The following is a 15,894-nucleotide window of genomic DNA, read 5'->3' on the forward strand; positions in this document are numbered from 1 at the left end:
CGCCTGAAGCTCCAGGAGAAAGAGAGCCAAGCTGCTCCAGTGATCGGACGCGCCGCGCAGTTCTTGAGCCGGCCCGAGCCGGATGGACGTTCGTACGAGCGCGTACGCCCGCTGACGTACGCGCGAAGCCGCCGCCGGGACCTTGCGCGGCCACCCAGCGCCCGCCACGATCCGGTCGTGCCGCCCCGCCGCGCCCAGCCGCTCCTGGCCGACGCCGTCTTCGCCCTCGCGCTCACGATCTTCCTGGCCGTCGTCGAGCCGGTCGTCGCGAAGGAGGAGGGCGGGTTCGGGACGCCCGGCTGGGTCCTCATCGTCCTCGCGGGGATGGCGTTCACCCTCCGCACGGTCTCGCCGGTCGCGGTCTTCCTCGTCACGTACGGCGCGCTCACCGCGTGGATCGGGCTCAGCTACCCCGGCGGGCCGATCTACCTGTGCGCGATCGGCGGCACGATCGTGCTCGTCCTCGCCCACCCGCTGCGCCGCGCCGTCGCGCTCACCACCGCGGGGATCGTCGTCTGGGCGCTCACGGCCGTCGCGGCCGGGATGTTCGAGGCGCACATGCTGATCGTCTTCCCGGCGTGGATCGCGGGCGCGGCGCTGCTCGGCGAGGCGCACCGCCAACGCCAGGGTCGCGTCGTCGCGCAGCAGGCGCAGGCGATCGCCGAGGAGCGGCTGCGCATCGCGCGCGACGTCCACGACGTCGTGGGCCACTCGCTCGCGACGATCTCGCTCCAGGCCGGCGTCGCCGAGCACCTGCTCGCCGACGACCCCGAGCAGGCGCGCGCCGCGCTCAAGACGATCCGCGAGGTGAGCCGCCAGTCCCTCAGCGAGCTGAGCGCGATGCTCGGCGTGCTGCGCGGGGAGCGGGCCGAGCGCGCGCCGACCCCGACGCTCGACGCGATCGAGCCGCTCGTGGCGCGCATGCGCGAGGCGGGTCTCGCGGTCGACGCGCGTGTGGAGGCCCCGGCGGTTCCGGAGGTGGTCGGCGTCGCGGGCTACCGCATCGTGCAGGAGGCGCTGACGAACGTCGTTCGCCACGCCGGCGTCGGCGCGCGCGCGACCGTGACGGTGACGACCGAGGACGGCGAGGTCCGCATCGAGGTGCGCGACGACGGGCGCGGCGCCGGCGAGCGTGCGGTGGAGGGCAGCGGCCTGCTCGGGATGCGCGAGCGCGCGGCGGCGGTGGGAGGCGCGGTCGAGACGACGCCGGACCTGCTCGGCGGCGGCTTCCGCGTCCGCGCGCGGCTGCCGCTCAACGGCCGCGCCGTCCGGCAGGCGGTGCGCACGTGAGCACGCCGACGAAGGTCCTGCTCGCCGACGACCAGGCGCTGATCCGCGGCGGCCTGCGCGCGCTGATCGACGCGCAACCCGACATGGAGGTCGTCGCCGAGGCCGCCGACGGCGCGCAGGCGATCGACGCCGCGCGCCGCCACGGCCCCGACGTCGTGCTGATGGACATCCGCATGCCGATCCTCGACGGGCTCGTCGCGACCGAGCGCATCGTGCAGGACCCCGAGCTGCGCGACGTGAAGGTCGTGGTGCTCACGACGTTCGAGCTCGACGAGTACGTCTTCCAGGCCCTGCGCGCGGGCGCGTCCGGGTTCCTCCTCAAGGACGCCGAGCCGACCGAGCTGCTGCGCGCCGTCCGCGTGGTCGCGGCGGGCGACTCGCTCCTCTCCCCGAGCGTGACTCGCCGCGTCGTCGAGGCGTTCGCCGCCGCCGCGCCGCCGTCGCTGCCGCCGGAGGGCCTCGAGGAGCTGACCGAGCGCGAGCGCGAGATCGTCACGCTCGCCGGCCACGGCCTCTCCAACCACGAGATCGCCGACCAGCTGGTCATCTCGCCCGCGACCGCACGCACGCACGTGAGCCGCGCGATGCTCAAGCTCGGCTGCCGCGATCGCGCGCAGCTGGTGGTCTTCGCGTACGAGTCGGGGCTCGTTGCGCCCGGCCGCGTACGTCACGGCGCGTAGGCGCGAAGCCGCTCTGCGCCCGACGACCTGCGGCGCCCGCCCGCGGACGATCCCCGGCATGCTCGTCACGCTCGCCCGTCTCGTCTCCCGCCGTCCACGCCGCGTCGTCCTGGCGTGGGTCCTCGCGCTCGTCGCCATCGGCGCGATCGTCCCCGGCATCGCCGGGGAGTTCCAGGCCGACTACGGCACGCCCGGCTCGGAGTCCGAGAAGGCGGCCGACCTGCTGGCTGAGCGCTTCCCCGGCCGCTCCGGCGACGCCGTCTCCGTCACGTGGGCGGCCGATCAGGGCGCGCAGTCGCCCGAGGTCCAGCGACGGATCGACCCGCTGATCGCCGAGGCGACGAAGCTCGAGGGCATTGGGGAGCCCGACCCGCCGCGCGTGTCGCAGGACGGCACGGTCGCGACGGTCGACCTCGCGCTCGACGAGCGCGGCTGGGAGGTGCCGGTCGAGACCGGCGAGAAGCTGATCGCGCTGGCCGAGGACGCGCGCGGCGACGGCGTGCAGGTCGCGGTCGCCGGCGGGCCGGTGGAGGAGGCCGAGGGCGGCGGCTCGCCCGAGGTCGTCTCGCTGCTCGCGGCGCTGGTCATCCTGCTGATCGCGTTCGGCTCCGTGGTCGCCGCCGGTCTGCCGATCCTCGTCGCGCTCTTCGGGCTCGGCATCTCGGCGACGCTCACCGGCCTCCTCTGCCTCGTCATCGACGTCCCGGAGTGGGCGCCGGCCGTCAGCTCGCTGATCGGCATCGGCGTCGGGATCGACTACGCGCTGCTCGTGCTCACGCGGTTCCGCGCCGCGCTCGGGCGCAGCGGCGACGTCGACGCGGCGATCCTCGAGGCGCAGACCACCGCGGGCCGCAGCGTGCTCATCGCGGGCACCACCGTGCTGATCGCGGTCAACGGCTTGTTCTTCATGGGGATCTCGTACCTGGAGGGCGTCGCGCTCGCGTCGTCGCTCGCCGTGCTCGTCGTGATGGCCGCCGCGGTGACGCTGCTCCCCGCGCTGCTGAAGATGCTCGGCACGCGCGTGGACAAGCTCCACATCCCGGGGCTGCACGACACGGTGAAGGAGAGCGCGACCGAGCACCCCAAGCTCGCCGCGCGGTGGAGCCGCTCGGTGCAGCGCCACCCGTGGGTCGCCGTCGGCGCCGGGACGCTGATCGTGCTCGCGCTGTCGTTCCCCGCGCTCGGGCTGCGGCTCGGGTTCCCCGACGCCAGCAACCAGAGCACCGAGACGCAGGCGCGCCAGAGCTACGACCTGCTCGCGCGCGGGTTCGGGCCGGGCGCCAGCGGGCCGCTGCTGCTCGTCGGCGAGAAGGACGCGGTGGCGGCGTCGGCCGACGTCGCGCGCGGCGACGCCGACGTGGCCTTCGCGGGTGAGCCGGCGGTCGGGCCGGACGGGCAGACCGCGGTGCTGACGGTCGTGCCGAAGTCGTCGCCGCAGGCGGAGGAGACGTCGGATCTCGTCAAGCGCCTGCGGTCCGCGCTTCCGGACGGCGTGCTCATCGGCGGGACCACAGCGTCGGTGGTCGATCAGTCGACGCTCATCGCCGAGCGCCTGCCGCTGTTCGTCGCCGGCGTCGTCGGGCTGTCGTTCCTGCTCCTGCTCGTCGCGTTCCGCTCGCCGCTGATCGCGCTGAAGGCGGCGGTCATGAACCTGCTGAGCGTCGGCGCGGCCTACGGCGTCATGACGGTGGCGGCGGACGGCGGGTTCCTCGGCGGCCTCATCGGGATCGACGAGCCGACACCGGTCGCGCCGTTCATCCCGGTGATGATGTTCGCGATCCTCTTCGGCCTGAGCATGGACTACGAGGTCTTCCTGCTCAGCCGCATCCGCGAGGAGGTGCTCCAGCACGGCGACACCGCGCGGGCGGTGACCGACGGCCTCGCGCGGACGGCGCGCGTGATCACCGCGGCCGCGGCGATCATGATCGCGGTCTTCCTGTCCTTCGCCGTCGCCGACGAGGTCTTCCTCCGGCTCCTGGGGATCGGGATGGCGACCGCGATCCTCGTCGACGCGACGATCGTGCGGATGGTGCTCGTGCCCGCGTTCATGCAGCTCGTCGGCAAGGCGAACTGGTGGATCCCCGCGTGGCTCGACCGCCTGCTCCCGCGCGTCGCGTTCGAACGCGTCTCATGACGATCGGTTGACGATTAGACGATTTATCGTCTAATCTGTCATCCGCGTTGTCGCTTTTCTCCACCCCCGACGTCCCCGCCGCCCTGCAGCGCAAGCTCGACGAGCTGGACGCGCTGCGGGTGCGGCTCGGGGACACGACGGGGCAGCCGGGGCCGTGGCTCGGCACGCTGCGGCGTCAGGTGCGTGCGTCGTCCGCGGAGAGCTCGATCGCGATCGAGGGCTACACCGTCCCCGCCGGTGAGACCGTCGCGCTCGTCACAGGGGAGCGTCAGCCGGACCCGACCGACCGCGACCGGATGGCGCTCGCCTGCTACGGCCGCGCGATGGATCACGTGGGCGTGCTCGCCGCCGACCCGCGGTTCCGCTGGGACGAGCGCGTCGTCCTCGACCTCCACTTCGACGCGTGCTGGTTCCAGCGCGACAGGCGCCCGGGGCTGTACCGGACGGGCGGCATCGAGGTGACGAGCGCCGGCGACGGGCCGCCGGCGTACGTCGGGCCGCCGGCCGACGTGGTCCCCGCGCTGGTGGAGGAGCTCGTCGACTGGCTCCAGCTCGAGGACCTGGACGCGCACGTCGTCGTTCGCGCGGCGATGGCGCACCTGCACCTCGTCTCGATCCACCCCTTCGAGGACGGCAACGGCCGCGTGTCGCGGATCCTCCAGTCGCTGGTGCTCGCGCGCGAGGGCCGCGTGGCGCCCGAGTTCGGCTCGATCGAGGAGCACCTGCGACGGCACACCGGCGACTACTACGCCACGCTGCAGCGCGTGCAGGGCGGCCGCTACCGGCCGGACCGAGACGCCGGGCCATGGGTGCGGTTCTGCATCGATGCGCACCTCGAGCAGGCCGAGTCGCGGCTTCGCCAGATCGAGGAGGCGTCGACGCGCTGGGCCTACCTGGAGACGGTGGTCGAGCGGCCTCGCTGGCCGGAGCGCCTGGTCATCGCCCTCGAGCGGAGCCTGTTCGGCGCGCTCGACCGTGCCGGCTACGCCGCGGAGGCCGAGGTGTCGGCGGCGACGGCGAGCGCGGACGTGCGACGTCTGCTCGACGCGGGCCTGGTCGATCAGCGCGGGCAGGGCCCCGCAACGCGCTACGTCGCGAGCGACGCGCTGCGCGCGGGGGTCCGCACGGCGCTCCGCGGCTAGGTGCCCGCGAAGCGGCCGTTCTCCTGCAGGACCTCACCGTCCGCAGAGAGGCGGCCGCCCTTGCGCAGGTCGCAGATGAGGTCCCAGTGGAGGGCCGACTCGTTCTTGCCGCCGGTCTCGGGGTAGGAGCGGCCGAGCGCGAGGTGGACCGTGCCGCCGATCTTCTCGTCGAGCAGGATCATCCCCGACGGGCGCTGGATGCCGAAGTTCGTGCCGATGCCGAGCTCGCCGAGGCGGCGCGCGCCCGCGTCCGTCTCCAGCGCGCGCTGGAGGTGGTCGTCGCCCTGCTCGGCGCTCGCCTCGACGACCACGCCGTCGCGGAAGGTCAGGGTGACGCCGGACACGTGGACGCCGGCGGGCGAGGACGGGATGTCGAAGAAGATCGTGCCGTTGGCGGACGTCTCGTGCGGGCCGGTGAAGACCTCCCCGGACGGCATGTTGCGCTTGCCGTCGCTGTTGGCCCAGTCGCGCCCCTTGACGTTCAGCGTCAGGTCCGTGCGGTCGGACTCGATGCGGATCTCCTTGGCGCCGCTCAGCCGCCCGATCAGGTCGGCCTGGAAGTTGCGCAGGCCGGTCCACGCGACGACCGGGTCGGGCTTGTCGAGGAAGAGCGCGCGCTCGAGCATCCCCTCGAACTGGGCGAGCGAGAGCCCGGCCTCCTGCGCGAGCGCCTCGGTCGGCCAGACGGTCAGGCACCAGCGGCGCTTGAGCGCCTCCTGGCGGATCGGGAGGCGGCCGAGCGACGCGCGGCGCAGCTTCTCGGGGTCGATCCCCGCGAGCGCGCGCGTGTTCTCCGGCGCCTGGATCGCCACCGAGGCGGCGGCCTTCTTCGCCTCGTCGAACGCGAGCGGCGCGTAGCCGTCGAGGTGCGACTCGCGCGCGTGCTCGTAGTAGCCGGCCGTCTGGCCCGGCAGCTCGACGCGCAGGAGCGGCCAGCCCTCGCGCTCGAGGATCTCGCGCTGCAGCTCCAGCATCAGCGGCGCGGCGAGCGTGGTGGAGCGGACGACGACCTGCTGGCCCTTCTGGACGTCGAGGCAGTAGCCGGCGAGGAGGCGGGCGAACTTCGCGGGATCGATCACAGCTCTGAGAGTGCCTCGTCGGGGGACGCGCCGAGCTCGGAGGCGACCGCGCGGACCAGGCGCTCCTGCGCCGCACGCTCCGCGCCGACGCCCATGACGCCGATCCGCCACAGCTTCCCGGCGTACGCGCCGAGGCCGCCGCTGACCTCGATGCCGTGCTCGGTGAGCAGCCGCCGGCGCACGGCCTCGCTGTCGACGCCCGGCGGCGGCGTCACGGCGAGCAGCGACGCGAGTTGCTCGCCCTCGGGCGCCAGCCGCTCGAAGCCGAACGTCGCCAGCGCGCGCCGCAGCCCCTCGTGCGCGCGAGCGTGACGCTCCCACCGCGCCTCCAGCGGCTCCTCGTGCACCAGTGCCAGCGCCTCGCGCAGCGCGTAGACGAGGTTGATCGGGGCGGTGTGGTGGTAGGCGCGGCCGCCTTCCCCGTCCCAGTATCCGAGCACCAGGCTGAGGTCGAAGTACCAGGACCGGACGGGCGTCTCGCGGGCGTGCAGCTTCGCGATCGCCCGCTCGCCAGCGGTGAACGGCGCCAGCCCCGGCGGGCAGTTGAGGCACTTCTGCGTCCCGCTGAACGCCGCGTCCACGGCGGCGGCGTCGAGGTCGAGCGGCTGCCCGCTCAGCGACGTGACGCAGTCGAGCAGGAAGAGCGCGTCGTGCTCGCGGCAGAAGTCGCCCAGCCCGTCGAGCGGCTGGCACACGCCGGTCGACGTCTCGCCGTGCACCACGAAGAGCGCGTCGAACCCGCCGTGGGCCGCCGCGATCAGGTCCTCGACCGGGATCGCGCGGCCCCACGGCGCGATGATCTCCACGACCTCGGCGCCGTTGCGCCGCAGCTCGTCGGACATCCGCTCGCCGAACAGCCCGTTGACGCCGCAGATCACGCGGTCGCCCGGCTCGACGAAGTTCGCGACCATCGCGTCCATCCCCGCGCTGCCGGTGCCGCTGATGGGGAGCGTCGCCCGATGCGTCGTACGGAACGTCCGGCGCAGCAGCTCCGCGGTCTCTTCCATCACCGCCGCGAAGGCCGGGTCGAGGTGGCCGATCGTCGGCAGCGCGAGCGCGTCGAGCACGGGCTGCGGCACCGGCGAGGGGCCGGAGCCGAGGAGCAGCCGCTCCGGCACGGTGAACGAGGCGGTCACGTCACGGGGCCTCCACGTCGGGGAACCACTCGGCCAGGTGCTCGCGCAGGACGCCGCGGATCCACGTGCGCTCCTCGGGCGAGGCGAAGCGGAACCGCTGCAGCAGCTCCTTCTGCTTCGTCGTCGCGACGCCGGACAACGTCCACCCGACCACGAGCCGCTCGAACAGGAACTCCACGCCGCGCTGCCAGCGGTCCTCTGACGTCTGCGCCGGCCCGGTGCCGAACGTCATGAGGTTCGCGTACTCGCGCCGCGTCGCCGGCGTCATCGAGCCGCGCAGGGTCAGCGTCGCCTCGCCGTCGGGCGACGGGTAGTCGGTGGTGGGAGCGGTGAGCTTCTCCCGCTGGCGGCCGCGCTTGCCCATGGGCCCTAGCTTGCCGCAGCGCGGTCCAGCTTGGCCCGCACGTCGTCGCGGACGGGCTCGGCGTGGCCCGGCCAGGCGGACGCCGGGTCGAGCGCGGCGAGCTTGCGCAGCGACGCACGCGCCTGCTCGGTGTCGAGGTTGTAGCCGGCGATCGGCAGCTGCGGGTCGCAGTCCTTGCCCATCATGTCCAGCGTGTAGAACGCGTCGCTCGTCAGCGCGAGGCGGTCGCTCTCCCGCCAGAGCGCGATCAGGCCCGGTGCGTGGCCGGGGAGGTGGACGACGCGGAAGCCCGCGATCTCGTTGCCCTCCTCGACGGTGCCGGAGATCTTCACCGGACCGCCGTCCCACAGCTTGGCGTGGAAGAGCTTGTGGAGCGGCCGCTCCCACCACGGCAGGAACTTCAGCCCCGGCTCCCAGTACCGCCAGCCGCCGCTGCCTTCCGCGTCCTCCTTGTCGGCCGGGTGGCACAGGACGGGGACGTCGAACGCGGGTGCGGTGCCGCGGTGGTCGGTGTGGCCGTGGCCGAGCACGATCCGCGTCAGCCCGCCGAGCTTCGCCGTCGCCGCCGCGACCGCGGGCGTCATGACGCGCGCGCCAGCGTCGAACATCAGGACGCCGTTGCCGTCGCGGATGAGGTAGACGGTGCAGCGGGCGGGATCGGCGCCCTGGACGCGCCAGACGCCCTCGGCGACCGGCTCGGGCTCGCCGCTGCCCGCGAAGTGCTGCGTGAGCCTCGTGCGCGCGTTGAACGCCTTCGCCAGCCGCGCCTCGGCGGCGCTGCCGGCGGGCGGGAGCGCCCCGAGCTGCCGCGCGATCTCGGCGCCGTTGACGTAGAAATCGTTGCGGACGATCTTGCCGTCGGCGATCTGCACGACGTCCACGCCCTCGACGCTCACGCGCGCGCCGTTGGGCTTGAAGCCCTGGAACTCGCCGGGGCCGGCGAACGTCGCGGTCATCCGCCAGCGGGCGGCGGCGCGGTCGGACTCCTCGGTGAGCGAGAGCAGCTCGAACGTGAAGTCGGGGAACGCGTCCCACAGCTCGCGGAAGTACGCGAGCAGCTCGGCCTTGCCCGCGTTCTCCAGCAGCCCCTGCCCGTTGATGCGCGCGTCCTCCGCGTACGCGCGCTCCTGCGGCGTCGTGTCGCCACAGCGGATGGACTCGAAGTACTCCCGCGCCACGCTTCTCTCCATGCAGCCGGACACTACTGTTGCGTGCCGTGAGCGAGACGACGCGTCGTCGAGAGGTCGGGCGCGGCGAGCGCGTCGTCCCGGGCGTCTGGCGCCTGCGGCTTCCCCTGCCGTGGCCCGGCGTGCCGCACTGCAACGCCTGGGCGCTGGCCGCGGGCGACGGGATCGTGCTGGTCGACACCGGCATGCACGAGCCCGGCTCGGTCGGGCACCTGGAGCGGGCGCTGAACCAGGTCGGGCTGAAGATCGAGCACGTCCGGCTGCTCGTGTGCACGCACGCGCACGCCGACCACTACGGGCAGGCCGCGACGATCGTCGAGCGCGCCGGGTGCGAGCTGTGGATGCACCCGCGGCACGAGCACATGCTCAAGTACGCGAGCGACCCCGCGGCCGCGATGGAGGCGCGCATCCAGACCGCGCTGCAGAGCGGCGTGCCGGAGGCGCCGCTGCGCAAGTTCATGGAGGCGCGCAAGGACGCGGGCACCGGCATCGCGGGGATCGTGCGGCCGCACCGCGACCTCGTCCCGGGCGTCGAGGTCGACACCGACCTCGGCGTGTGGACCGTGCACGAGACGCCCGGCCACGCGCCGTCGCACGTCTGCCTCTTCCAGCCCGAGAAGCGGATGCTGATCTCCGGCGACCACCTGCTCGGGCGCGTCTCGCTCTACTACGACTACGGCTACACGCCCGACCCGGCGGGTGAGTTCCTGCGCTCGCTCGACGTCGTCGACGCGCTGGACGCCCGGCTGTGCCTGTCCGGTCACGGCCGCACCTTCACCGACGTGCGCGCGCACGTGGACGCCAACCGCACGACGGTGCAGGCGCGCCTGGCGCGGGTGGAGGAGGTGCTGCGTGAGCGCGGCCCGATCACCGCGTTCGACGCGCTCCCCCACGTCTACGGCGCGGCGGTCACGCCGATGACGGCTTCGTGGTGGCTCAACGAGACGCTCTCCTACCTCACCCACCTGGCGGTGCTGGGGCGGGCGGAGCGGGACGGCGGGGAGCCCGAGCGCTGGCGCGCGGTCGCAGACTGACACAACCTTGACACGCGCGTGTCAGGGTTGGGGTAGACTCCTCGCATGCGCATCGACGAGCTGCTGGCGGCCAGCGATGAACCGGTCTTCTCGTTCGAGTTCTTCCCGCCGAAGACCGAGCAGGGCGAGCAGAACCTGTACGCCGCGCTCGAGGAGCTCAAGCGGCTCGACCCGTCGTTCGTCTCCGTGACGTACGGGGCGTTCGGGACGACGCGCGACAAGACGATCGAGATCGTCCAGCGGATCCACCAGGACTTCGGCCTGGAGGCGATGGCGCACTTCACCTGCGTCGGCGCGACCGCGGACGAGCTGCGCGACGTGCTGAACCAGATGCGCGACGCGGGCATCTCGAACGTGCTCGCGCTGCGCGGCGACCCGCCTCCCGGTCAGGAGGAGTGGGTCAAGACGGAGGGCGGCCTGGAGTACTCGCGCGAGCTCGTGGAGCTGATCCGCGACGAGTACGACTTCGCGATCGGCGGCGCGTGCTTCCCGGAGACGCACATCCACGCCGTCGGGCCGGAGGAGGACCTGCAGTTCCTCAAGGCCAAGGTCGACGCGGGCGCGAAGTTCCTCATCACCCAGCTGTTCTTCGACAACAAGCTGTACTTCGACTTCGTCGCGAAGGCGCGCGCGATCGGCATCGACGTGCCGATCATCCCGGGCGTCATGCCGATCAACGATCCGAAGCAGATCGCGCGCATCACGTCGCTGTGCGGCTCGGAGATCCCGGCCGGCCTGCAGGCGGCGCTGGAGCGCCGGGCGGATGACCTCGAGGCGGCGCAGGCGCTCGGCGTGGCGTTCGCGACGCTGCAGTGCGCGGAGCTGCTGCGCGGCGGCGCGCCGGGGATCCACTTCTACACGCTCAACCGCTCGCCGGCGACGCGCGCGATCCTCGCCGCGCTGAAGCTGATGCGGCCGTGGGATGAGCGGGCCTCCGGGCTCGCCGAGACCTCGCTCGCGCTCGGCTGAGCCGGGGCGCCCCGGCCGTCGCGTCCGGGGTTCCGCCGATGTGGGCGGCGCGCGCGTGACCGAGGATCGGGCGCATGCCCCGCACGCCGTCCGCGCTCGCCCTCGCCTGCCTCGCCCTGCTGCTCCTCGCCGCGCCGTCCTCCGCCGCCTGGTTGCCGCCGGTGACGGTGACCGAGCGCGGCGGGTCCGATCTCTCGGTGGCCCTGGCGCCGACCGGGCACCTGGCGGTGGCGGTCGACCGCGGCTCCGCGCCGAGCGAGGTCGCCGGTGTCGCGGTGCGGCCGCCCGGCGGCACGTTCTCGTTCACGCCGACCACCGGGCCGTGGCGTGTCACGGCGTCCGCGGACGGGACGTTGACCGGCGCGGTGCTCGCGCCCGATCGGCTCGAGGTCGCAACGCGGCCGCCGGCCGGCGCGTTCGGCCCGCTCGTCACGGCAGCGGCGCCGAGCGTGGCGGCCGGCGCACGGGCGCTGGCCGTGAGCCCGGGCGGGACGGTCGCGGCGTTCTGGGCCTCGGGGACGTCGGCCGTGCGGGCCGCCGGCGGGCAGGTCGCCGTGGAGCCGGCGCCGTCGTCGTTCACCGCCGCCCCACGGCTCGTCGTCGCGGACAGCGGCGCCGCCGTCGTCACCAGCGGCATCGGCACCAGCTTCTCCCTCGCGGTCCGTGCGGCGACCGGCGGGTGGAGCACCGCCGAGCTGATGCCCGACGTGATCCAGCCCAGCTCCACCGCCGCGGCCGTGAACGACCGCGGTGACGTGCTCGCGGTGTGGGCCACGACCACCGCCGTCCGCGTCGCGTACCGCCCGGCCGGCGGAGCCTTCGGGGCGCCGCGGACCGTCGCCGGCCTCGCCCCGCACGACAACCCCGAGCTCGTGGCGACGCTCGGCCCGGACGGCACCGGCGTGATCGCGCGCGGCGGCCCGGCGGCGTCGGGTCAAGAGCTCGCGGTCGTGCCGGTCGCGGCAGGCGGCGTGCCCGGGGCGCCGGTGGTGGTCAGCACCGGCAGCGCCCTCCCGGTGCTCGCGAACGCCGTCACGGACGCGCAGGGCACGAGCTGGCTGGCCTGGCTCGAGGGCCCGTTCAACGACGCGGTGGTGAAGGCCCTGCAGGTGGCGGACGGCGAGCTGGGCACGCTCGCGCTGGTGAGCGCGGCGGACGAGCACCTGCTGGCGAGCCTCGGAGCGCGCCCGGCGATCGCGGTGGACGGGCGCGGCAACGCCGCGGTGGCCTGGCCCCGGCCGGGCGACGCGCGGCTGGCCGAGTTCGATGCGCCGGCGCCTCCACCGCCGCCCGGCGACGACCCGCCCGATGAGGGTGGCGACCAGGGGCGCGGGGGCGGCGGGACGGCGCCGCCCGAGGTGCGCCGCGGCGATCCGGCCGGCCCGCGCGTGCTGCCGGGACCGGTCGTGCGGGGGCTCACCTTGCGCCGGCAGGGCGCGACCCGGCTCCGCGTGTCGTTCACGCTCGACGGCGCGGCGAAGGTGACGCTCGCCCTGCACCGTGGCCTGCGCGGACGGCGGGCGGGTGGGGTCTGCGCGCGGCCGACCCGCGCGAACCGGCGGCGCGCCGCCTGCACGCGCTGGGCGCCCGTGGGGCGGGCGAGCGTCCGGTCCGGGAAGGCGGGGGTCAACCGCGTGACGCTGACGGTGGGGCGGCTCACGCCCGGCCGCTACCGGCTCGCGGCGACGCCCTCGGGCGGTGCGGCGGCGCGGGCGTCGCTCACGGTGCGCCGGTAGGGCTACGCGGCCGGCTTGCGCCAGACGAGCGCGAACGTGATCGGCTGGCCGCGGTAGCGCTCCCACTTCGGCTTCAGCTCGATCCAGACGTCGTCGATGATGCGCTCGCGCATCTCGGCGACCTTGAGGCCGGCGGCAAGGCCGGACGTGATCTGGTCGCTGAGGTGGTGGACGTGCGTCTCGATCGCCACCGGGCCGTCCGCGCCGTCGTAGTGCGTCGGCATGCCGCTGGCCATGATGAAGTGCGGGTGGAAGCCGACGTGGACGAACGCGCCGCCCGGCCTCAGCAGGCGCGCGGCCTCGGCGTGGAACGGCGTGAGGTCCGCGAGGTGCTCGTCGACCAGGGAGCTCGTGACGAGGTCGTAGGCACCTGACGCGAGGCCGGAGTCGCGCACGTCGCCGACCGCGAGGGAGCGGAAGACGCCGCGCGCCTCGGCCTTCGAGAGCATCTCGGGCGTGACATCGACGCCGTCGATCGCGCCGGCGCCGTGCTCGCTGAGCCACTGGCCGGTGCGGCCGGTGCCCGAGCCGAGGTCGGCCACGGCGCGGGCCGCGGCCCAGTCGACGGAGGTGAGCTGGGCGAGGAGCGCGACGTCCATCTCGTCCTCGACGGTGTCCTCGTAGTGCGGCGCCCACTCGCCGTAGCCGCTGCGCGCGTCCACCGTCCGGTAGCCGCGCTGGTCGAATGCCTCGAAGTCGATCCGTGCCATGTCGATAGGGCAGGGTAATACGTATGACGAACCGGGTCCACGGGGAGTTCCCCGATGTACGCCGGGCGGCCGGCGCGCAGCATCGTGTCCATGCCCCGGACCCGCAGCTCCCTCCTCGCCGTCGCGCTCGCCGCGTCCGGCGCGCTGATCGCCCTGCCCGTCGCGCCCGCGTCCGCGTGGACGACGGAGACGCTCTACACGGCGAGCGACGGCGGCGACGTCGGCGACCCGCAGCTCGCGCTCGACGCGTCCGGGGAGCTGGCCGTCGCGTGGACCGAGTACCACCTGCCCGCCCGGCGCGGCGCGCCGGGGGCGTGGAACGAGACGCACGGGCTCGTGCGCGTCCCCGGACGGGCGGACGAGCCGTTCACGTGGGAGGACGACCGGACGCTCGTGGCCGACGCCGGCGCGATCCTGGCGGTCGAGTACGGCGCCGGGGACGCGTACACGCGCGTCGCCACGCGCCCGTCCGGCGGGGCGTTCGGCCCGCTCGTCGAGGTCGCTCCGGACGTCGCGCAGGTCGCCGTGAGCCGCGGGGGCGCGCGGATCTTCGCCTACGAGGACCCGGGCAGCACGACGGTGCTGACGCGGGTGCAGCTGCCCGGCGGCGTGCTGGGGCCGGTCGAGACGGTCGGGCCGGAGGGCCGCGCGAACGGCGCGCAGTTCGCCATCTCCGACGCCGGCGAGGTCGTCATGGCGTGGTCGCGGTACGACGGCGGGACGCACCACTACGTGGAGACGCGGACGCGGTCGGTCGACGGCACGTGGAGCGCGGTGCGGACGCTCGGCGAGGGCGACGAGGTCGCGCTGGCGATGAACCGACGCGGCGACGCGGTGGTCGCGTGGCGCGGCGAGACGTCGGCGCAGGCGGCGTACCGGCCTGCGGGCGGGAGCTTCGGAACGGTGGCGCCGGTGTCGGTGCCGTACGCCGGCGGCGGGGGCTACAAGCCGCTCGTCGCCGTGGATCCGGCCGGCGGCGGGCGCGTGCTGAGCCTGACCTACCGCGACGGCGCGCTGCAGCCGATCGAGGAGACGCGGTTCGCGGCGGGCGGCGCGTTCGGCACGCCCGGGCAGCTCGCGGAGGGCGTCCCGCACTGGCTGGTGGCGCTGCGGTACGACGAGCAGGGAACGGCGTGGCTCGTGCACGCGACGTCGGACGGGATGGCCGTCCGGAGCGCGGCGGCGGGTGGCGCGTTCGGGCCGCAGACCGCGCTGACCGACGGCGTGGAGGACCCGAACACGACGTACGTGAAGCTCGCCGTGGACGACCACGGCGGCGCGGCGGTGGCGTGGGACAGCGGCGGCGCCGCGGAGAACCGGATGCGGCTGGCGACACACGCGCTGCCCGAGGGACGGCCGGGTGGCGGCGGCGGAGGTCAGCCGGGTGGCGGCGGCGAGCCCGGCGGCGGCGAGGGGTCCACCCCGCGCGCGGTCGCCCCGAGCCCGCAGCCGGCCGGCACGCCGCGACCCGCCGCGCCCGCGACCGTCCGTGGGCTCACCGTGCGGGTCCGCGGCGGGCGCCGCACGGTGGCCTTCACGCTCTCCGCGGCGGCGCCGGTGCGGCTGGCGGTGCAGCGCGCGGCGGCCGGACGGAAGGTCGGCAAGGCGTGCGTGAAGCCGACCCGGCGGAACCGCGGGAGGGCGGCGTGCACGCGCTGGGTCGCGGTCGGGCGCGCGGTGACGCACGCCGGCGCCGCGGGCGCGAACACGCCGAAGCTGACGCTGCCGGTGAAGGCGGGCCGCTACCGCGTCGTCGCGACGCCCGCCGGCGGTCGCGCGGCGACGGCCGCCTTCACCGTGAAGTCGCGGCGCCGCTAGCGCCGGACGGCGACGGGCCCGCAGGCCCGGAGCGCCTGCGCGACCGCGTTTGCGGCGGTCGCCTGCCACCGGCCGGCTTCGACCAGCAGGTCGAGCCGGTCGAGCGCGGCGTCGCGCCGCTCCATCGCGTCCGGCTCGCCGAAGAGGAGTGCGTCCGCCGCGTCGACGAGCTGCTCGCGCTCGTCGTCGTGGAGCGCGGCGGGGCCGCGGGCGTCGAGCAGCTCACGTAGGCGGGTGTGGGCACGCCCGCGACGGGCGAGGTCCTCGGAGGTGGCGTCGAAGCTCATGCGGGTGGTGGATCCCCCAAACGCTTCCGTTCAAACCTCACCGGGCGCGTGCGGTCAGGCCGGGGGTTCGATCGGGAGGCCCTGCGCCACCTGCGGGCGGCCGGCGAGGTCGTAGCGGATGTCGACGGAGTCGTCCTGGCGGTACGTGCCGATGCCCCAGGCGCCGAGGAACCAGCGCCAGAGGCCGAGCGGTCCCTCCTTCTCCAGGTGGCGCTCGAACACCAGCGTGCGGCCCTCGACGGTGTAGTCGCGCCCGGGGCGCTGGGGGACGCCGTTGAGGAAGACCTCGTAGTCGTCCGGCACGTACGACGGAAGGTGGACCACGCAA

15 protein-coding genes are annotated in these 15,894 nt (G+C 74.6%); 8 read left to right on the forward strand and 7 right to left on the reverse strand.

All coding sequences use genetic code 11. The features are described 5' to 3' along the window. The first annotated feature begins 177 nt into the window (after positions 1 to 177). From AC1UE5_RS12830 to AC1UE5_RS12845, 4 genes are read left to right on the forward strand one after another with little or no spacing between them, the layout of a single operon-like run. Entirely contained in the window at positions 178 to 1,290 is a 1,113-nt protein-coding gene (locus AC1UE5_RS12830) for a sensor histidine kinase (protein WP_482923880.1), read from the forward strand. Then, positions 1,287 to 1,970, forward strand: a complete 684-nt coding sequence (locus AC1UE5_RS12835) for a response regulator (RefSeq protein WP_482923883.1) — start codon at positions 1,287 to 1,289, stop codon at positions 1,968 to 1,970. Before AC1UE5_RS12830 ends, AC1UE5_RS12835 begins: the two co-directional genes overlap by 4 nt. 58 nt (positions 1,971 to 2,028) lie before the next feature. After that, a complete protein-coding gene (locus AC1UE5_RS12840; RefSeq protein ID WP_482923886.1) occupies positions 2,029 to 4,104 on the forward strand; it encodes an MMPL family transporter in 2,076 nt (691 codons plus the stop codon). A 47-nt stretch (positions 4,105 to 4,151) separates the two neighbouring features. Then, positions 4,152 to 5,246: a Fic family protein gene (locus AC1UE5_RS12845; protein WP_482923888.1), complete on the forward strand. Its 1,095-nt coding sequence runs from the start codon at positions 4,152 to 4,154 to the stop codon at positions 5,244 to 5,246. Here the strand turns inward: AC1UE5_RS12845 and AC1UE5_RS12850 are convergent. From AC1UE5_RS12850 to AC1UE5_RS12865, 4 genes are read right to left on the reverse strand one after another with little or no spacing between them, the layout of a single operon-like run. Further along, complete coding sequence (locus AC1UE5_RS12850; protein ID WP_482923890.1) at positions 5,243 to 6,325, reverse strand: aminopeptidase; 1,083 nt, start codon at positions 6,323 to 6,325, stop codon at positions 5,243 to 5,245. The two genes, AC1UE5_RS12845 and AC1UE5_RS12850, sit on opposite strands and share 4 nt — an antisense overlap. Next, positions 6,322 to 7,461 (reverse strand): pyridoxal-phosphate-dependent aminotransferase family protein, encoded by a 1,140-nt coding sequence (locus AC1UE5_RS12855; protein WP_482923892.1) that lies wholly within the window; start codon positions 7,459 to 7,461, stop codon positions 6,322 to 6,324. The genes AC1UE5_RS12850 and AC1UE5_RS12855 overlap by 4 nt, the downstream gene beginning before the upstream one ends. A gap of 1 nt (position 7,462) precedes the next feature. Continuing rightward, positions 7,463 to 7,825, reverse strand: coding sequence for a hypothetical protein (locus tag AC1UE5_RS12860; protein WP_482923894.1), 363 nt, complete (start codon positions 7,823 to 7,825; stop codon positions 7,463 to 7,465). Positions 7,826 to 7,830: 5 nt separating this feature from the next. After that, positions 7,831 to 9,015, reverse strand: a complete 1,185-nt coding sequence (locus tag AC1UE5_RS12865; protein ID WP_482923897.1) for an ester cyclase — start codon at positions 9,013 to 9,015, stop codon at positions 7,831 to 7,833. A gap of 26 nt (positions 9,016 to 9,041) precedes the next feature. Between AC1UE5_RS12865 and AC1UE5_RS12870 the strand changes: the two genes are divergently transcribed. From AC1UE5_RS12870 to AC1UE5_RS12880, 3 genes are all read left to right on the forward strand, one after another. Further along, positions 9,042 to 10,046 carry an MBL fold metallo-hydrolase gene (locus AC1UE5_RS12870; RefSeq protein ID WP_482923899.1) on the forward strand — a complete coding sequence of 335 codons (1,005 nt, stop codon included), beginning with the start codon at positions 9,042 to 9,044 and terminating at the stop codon, positions 10,044 to 10,046. Positions 10,047 to 10,091: 45 nt separating this feature from the next. After that, complete coding sequence (gene metF, locus AC1UE5_RS12875) at positions 10,092 to 11,015, forward strand: methylenetetrahydrofolate reductase [NAD(P)H] (RefSeq protein ID WP_482923902.1); 924 nt, start codon at positions 10,092 to 10,094, stop codon at positions 11,013 to 11,015. A gap of 74 nt (positions 11,016 to 11,089) precedes the next feature. After that, complete coding sequence (locus AC1UE5_RS12880) at positions 11,090 to 12,751, forward strand: hypothetical protein (RefSeq protein ID WP_482923904.1); 1,662 nt, start codon at positions 11,090 to 11,092, stop codon at positions 12,749 to 12,751. A gap of 2 nt (positions 12,752 to 12,753) precedes the next feature. On the opposite strand, the gene AC1UE5_RS12885 is transcribed toward AC1UE5_RS12880, so the two are convergent. Continuing rightward, entirely contained in the window at positions 12,754 to 13,461 is a 708-nt protein-coding gene (locus tag AC1UE5_RS12885; protein ID WP_482923906.1) for a class I SAM-dependent DNA methyltransferase, read from the reverse strand. 90 nt (positions 13,462 to 13,551) lie between these two features. Between AC1UE5_RS12885 and AC1UE5_RS12890 the strand changes: the two genes are divergently transcribed. Beyond that, positions 13,552 to 15,279 (forward strand): hypothetical protein, encoded by a 1,728-nt coding sequence (locus AC1UE5_RS12890; protein ID WP_482923908.1) that lies wholly within the window; start codon positions 13,552 to 13,554, stop codon positions 15,277 to 15,279. Here AC1UE5_RS12890 and AC1UE5_RS12895 read toward each other — a convergent pair. Both AC1UE5_RS12895 and AC1UE5_RS12900 read right to left on the reverse strand, forming a co-directional pair. After that, positions 15,276 to 15,566: a hypothetical protein gene (locus AC1UE5_RS12895; RefSeq protein WP_482923911.1), complete on the reverse strand. Its 291-nt coding sequence runs from the start codon at positions 15,564 to 15,566 to the stop codon at positions 15,276 to 15,278. The genes AC1UE5_RS12890 and AC1UE5_RS12895 overlap by 4 nt on opposite strands. A gap of 54 nt (positions 15,567 to 15,620) precedes the next feature. Continuing rightward, positions 15,621 to 15,890, reverse strand: a complete 270-nt coding sequence (locus AC1UE5_RS12900; RefSeq protein WP_482923913.1) for a hypothetical protein — start codon at positions 15,888 to 15,890, stop codon at positions 15,621 to 15,623. Between the last annotated feature and the right edge of the window lie 4 nt (positions 15,891 to 15,894).

The organism is Parviterribacter multiflagellatus, from assembly GCF_056863265.1.

Bases quoted from the DNA above. Each gene is read 5' to 3' on its own strand.
- AC1UE5_RS12840 (WP_482923886.1), top strand. From the start codon at position 2,029: ATGCTCGTCACGCTCGCCCGTCTCGTCTCCCGCCGTCCACGCCGCGTC.
- AC1UE5_RS12860 (WP_482923894.1), bottom strand. From the start codon at position 7,825: ATGGGCAAGCGCGGCCGCCAGCGGGAGAAGCTCACCGCTCCCACCACC.
- AC1UE5_RS12865 (WP_482923897.1), bottom strand. From the start codon at position 9,015: ATGGAGAGAAGCGTGGCGCGGGAGTACTTCGAGTCCATCCGCTGTGGC.
- metF (WP_482923902.1), top strand. From the start codon at position 10,092: ATGCGCATCGACGAGCTGCTGGCGGCCAGCGATGAACCGGTCTTCTCG.
- AC1UE5_RS12880 (WP_482923904.1), top strand. From the start codon at position 11,090: ATGCCCCGCACGCCGTCCGCGCTCGCCCTCGCCTGCCTCGCCCTGCTG.
- AC1UE5_RS12885 (WP_482923906.1), bottom strand. From the start codon at position 13,461: ATGGCACGGATCGACTTCGAGGCATTCGACCAGCGCGGCTACCGGACG.
- AC1UE5_RS12890 (WP_482923908.1), top strand. From the start codon at position 13,552: ATGCCCCGGACCCGCAGCTCCCTCCTCGCCGTCGCGCTCGCCGCGTCC.
- AC1UE5_RS12895 (WP_482923911.1), bottom strand. From the start codon at position 15,566: ATGAGCTTCGACGCCACCTCCGAGGACCTCGCCCGTCGCGGGCGTGCC.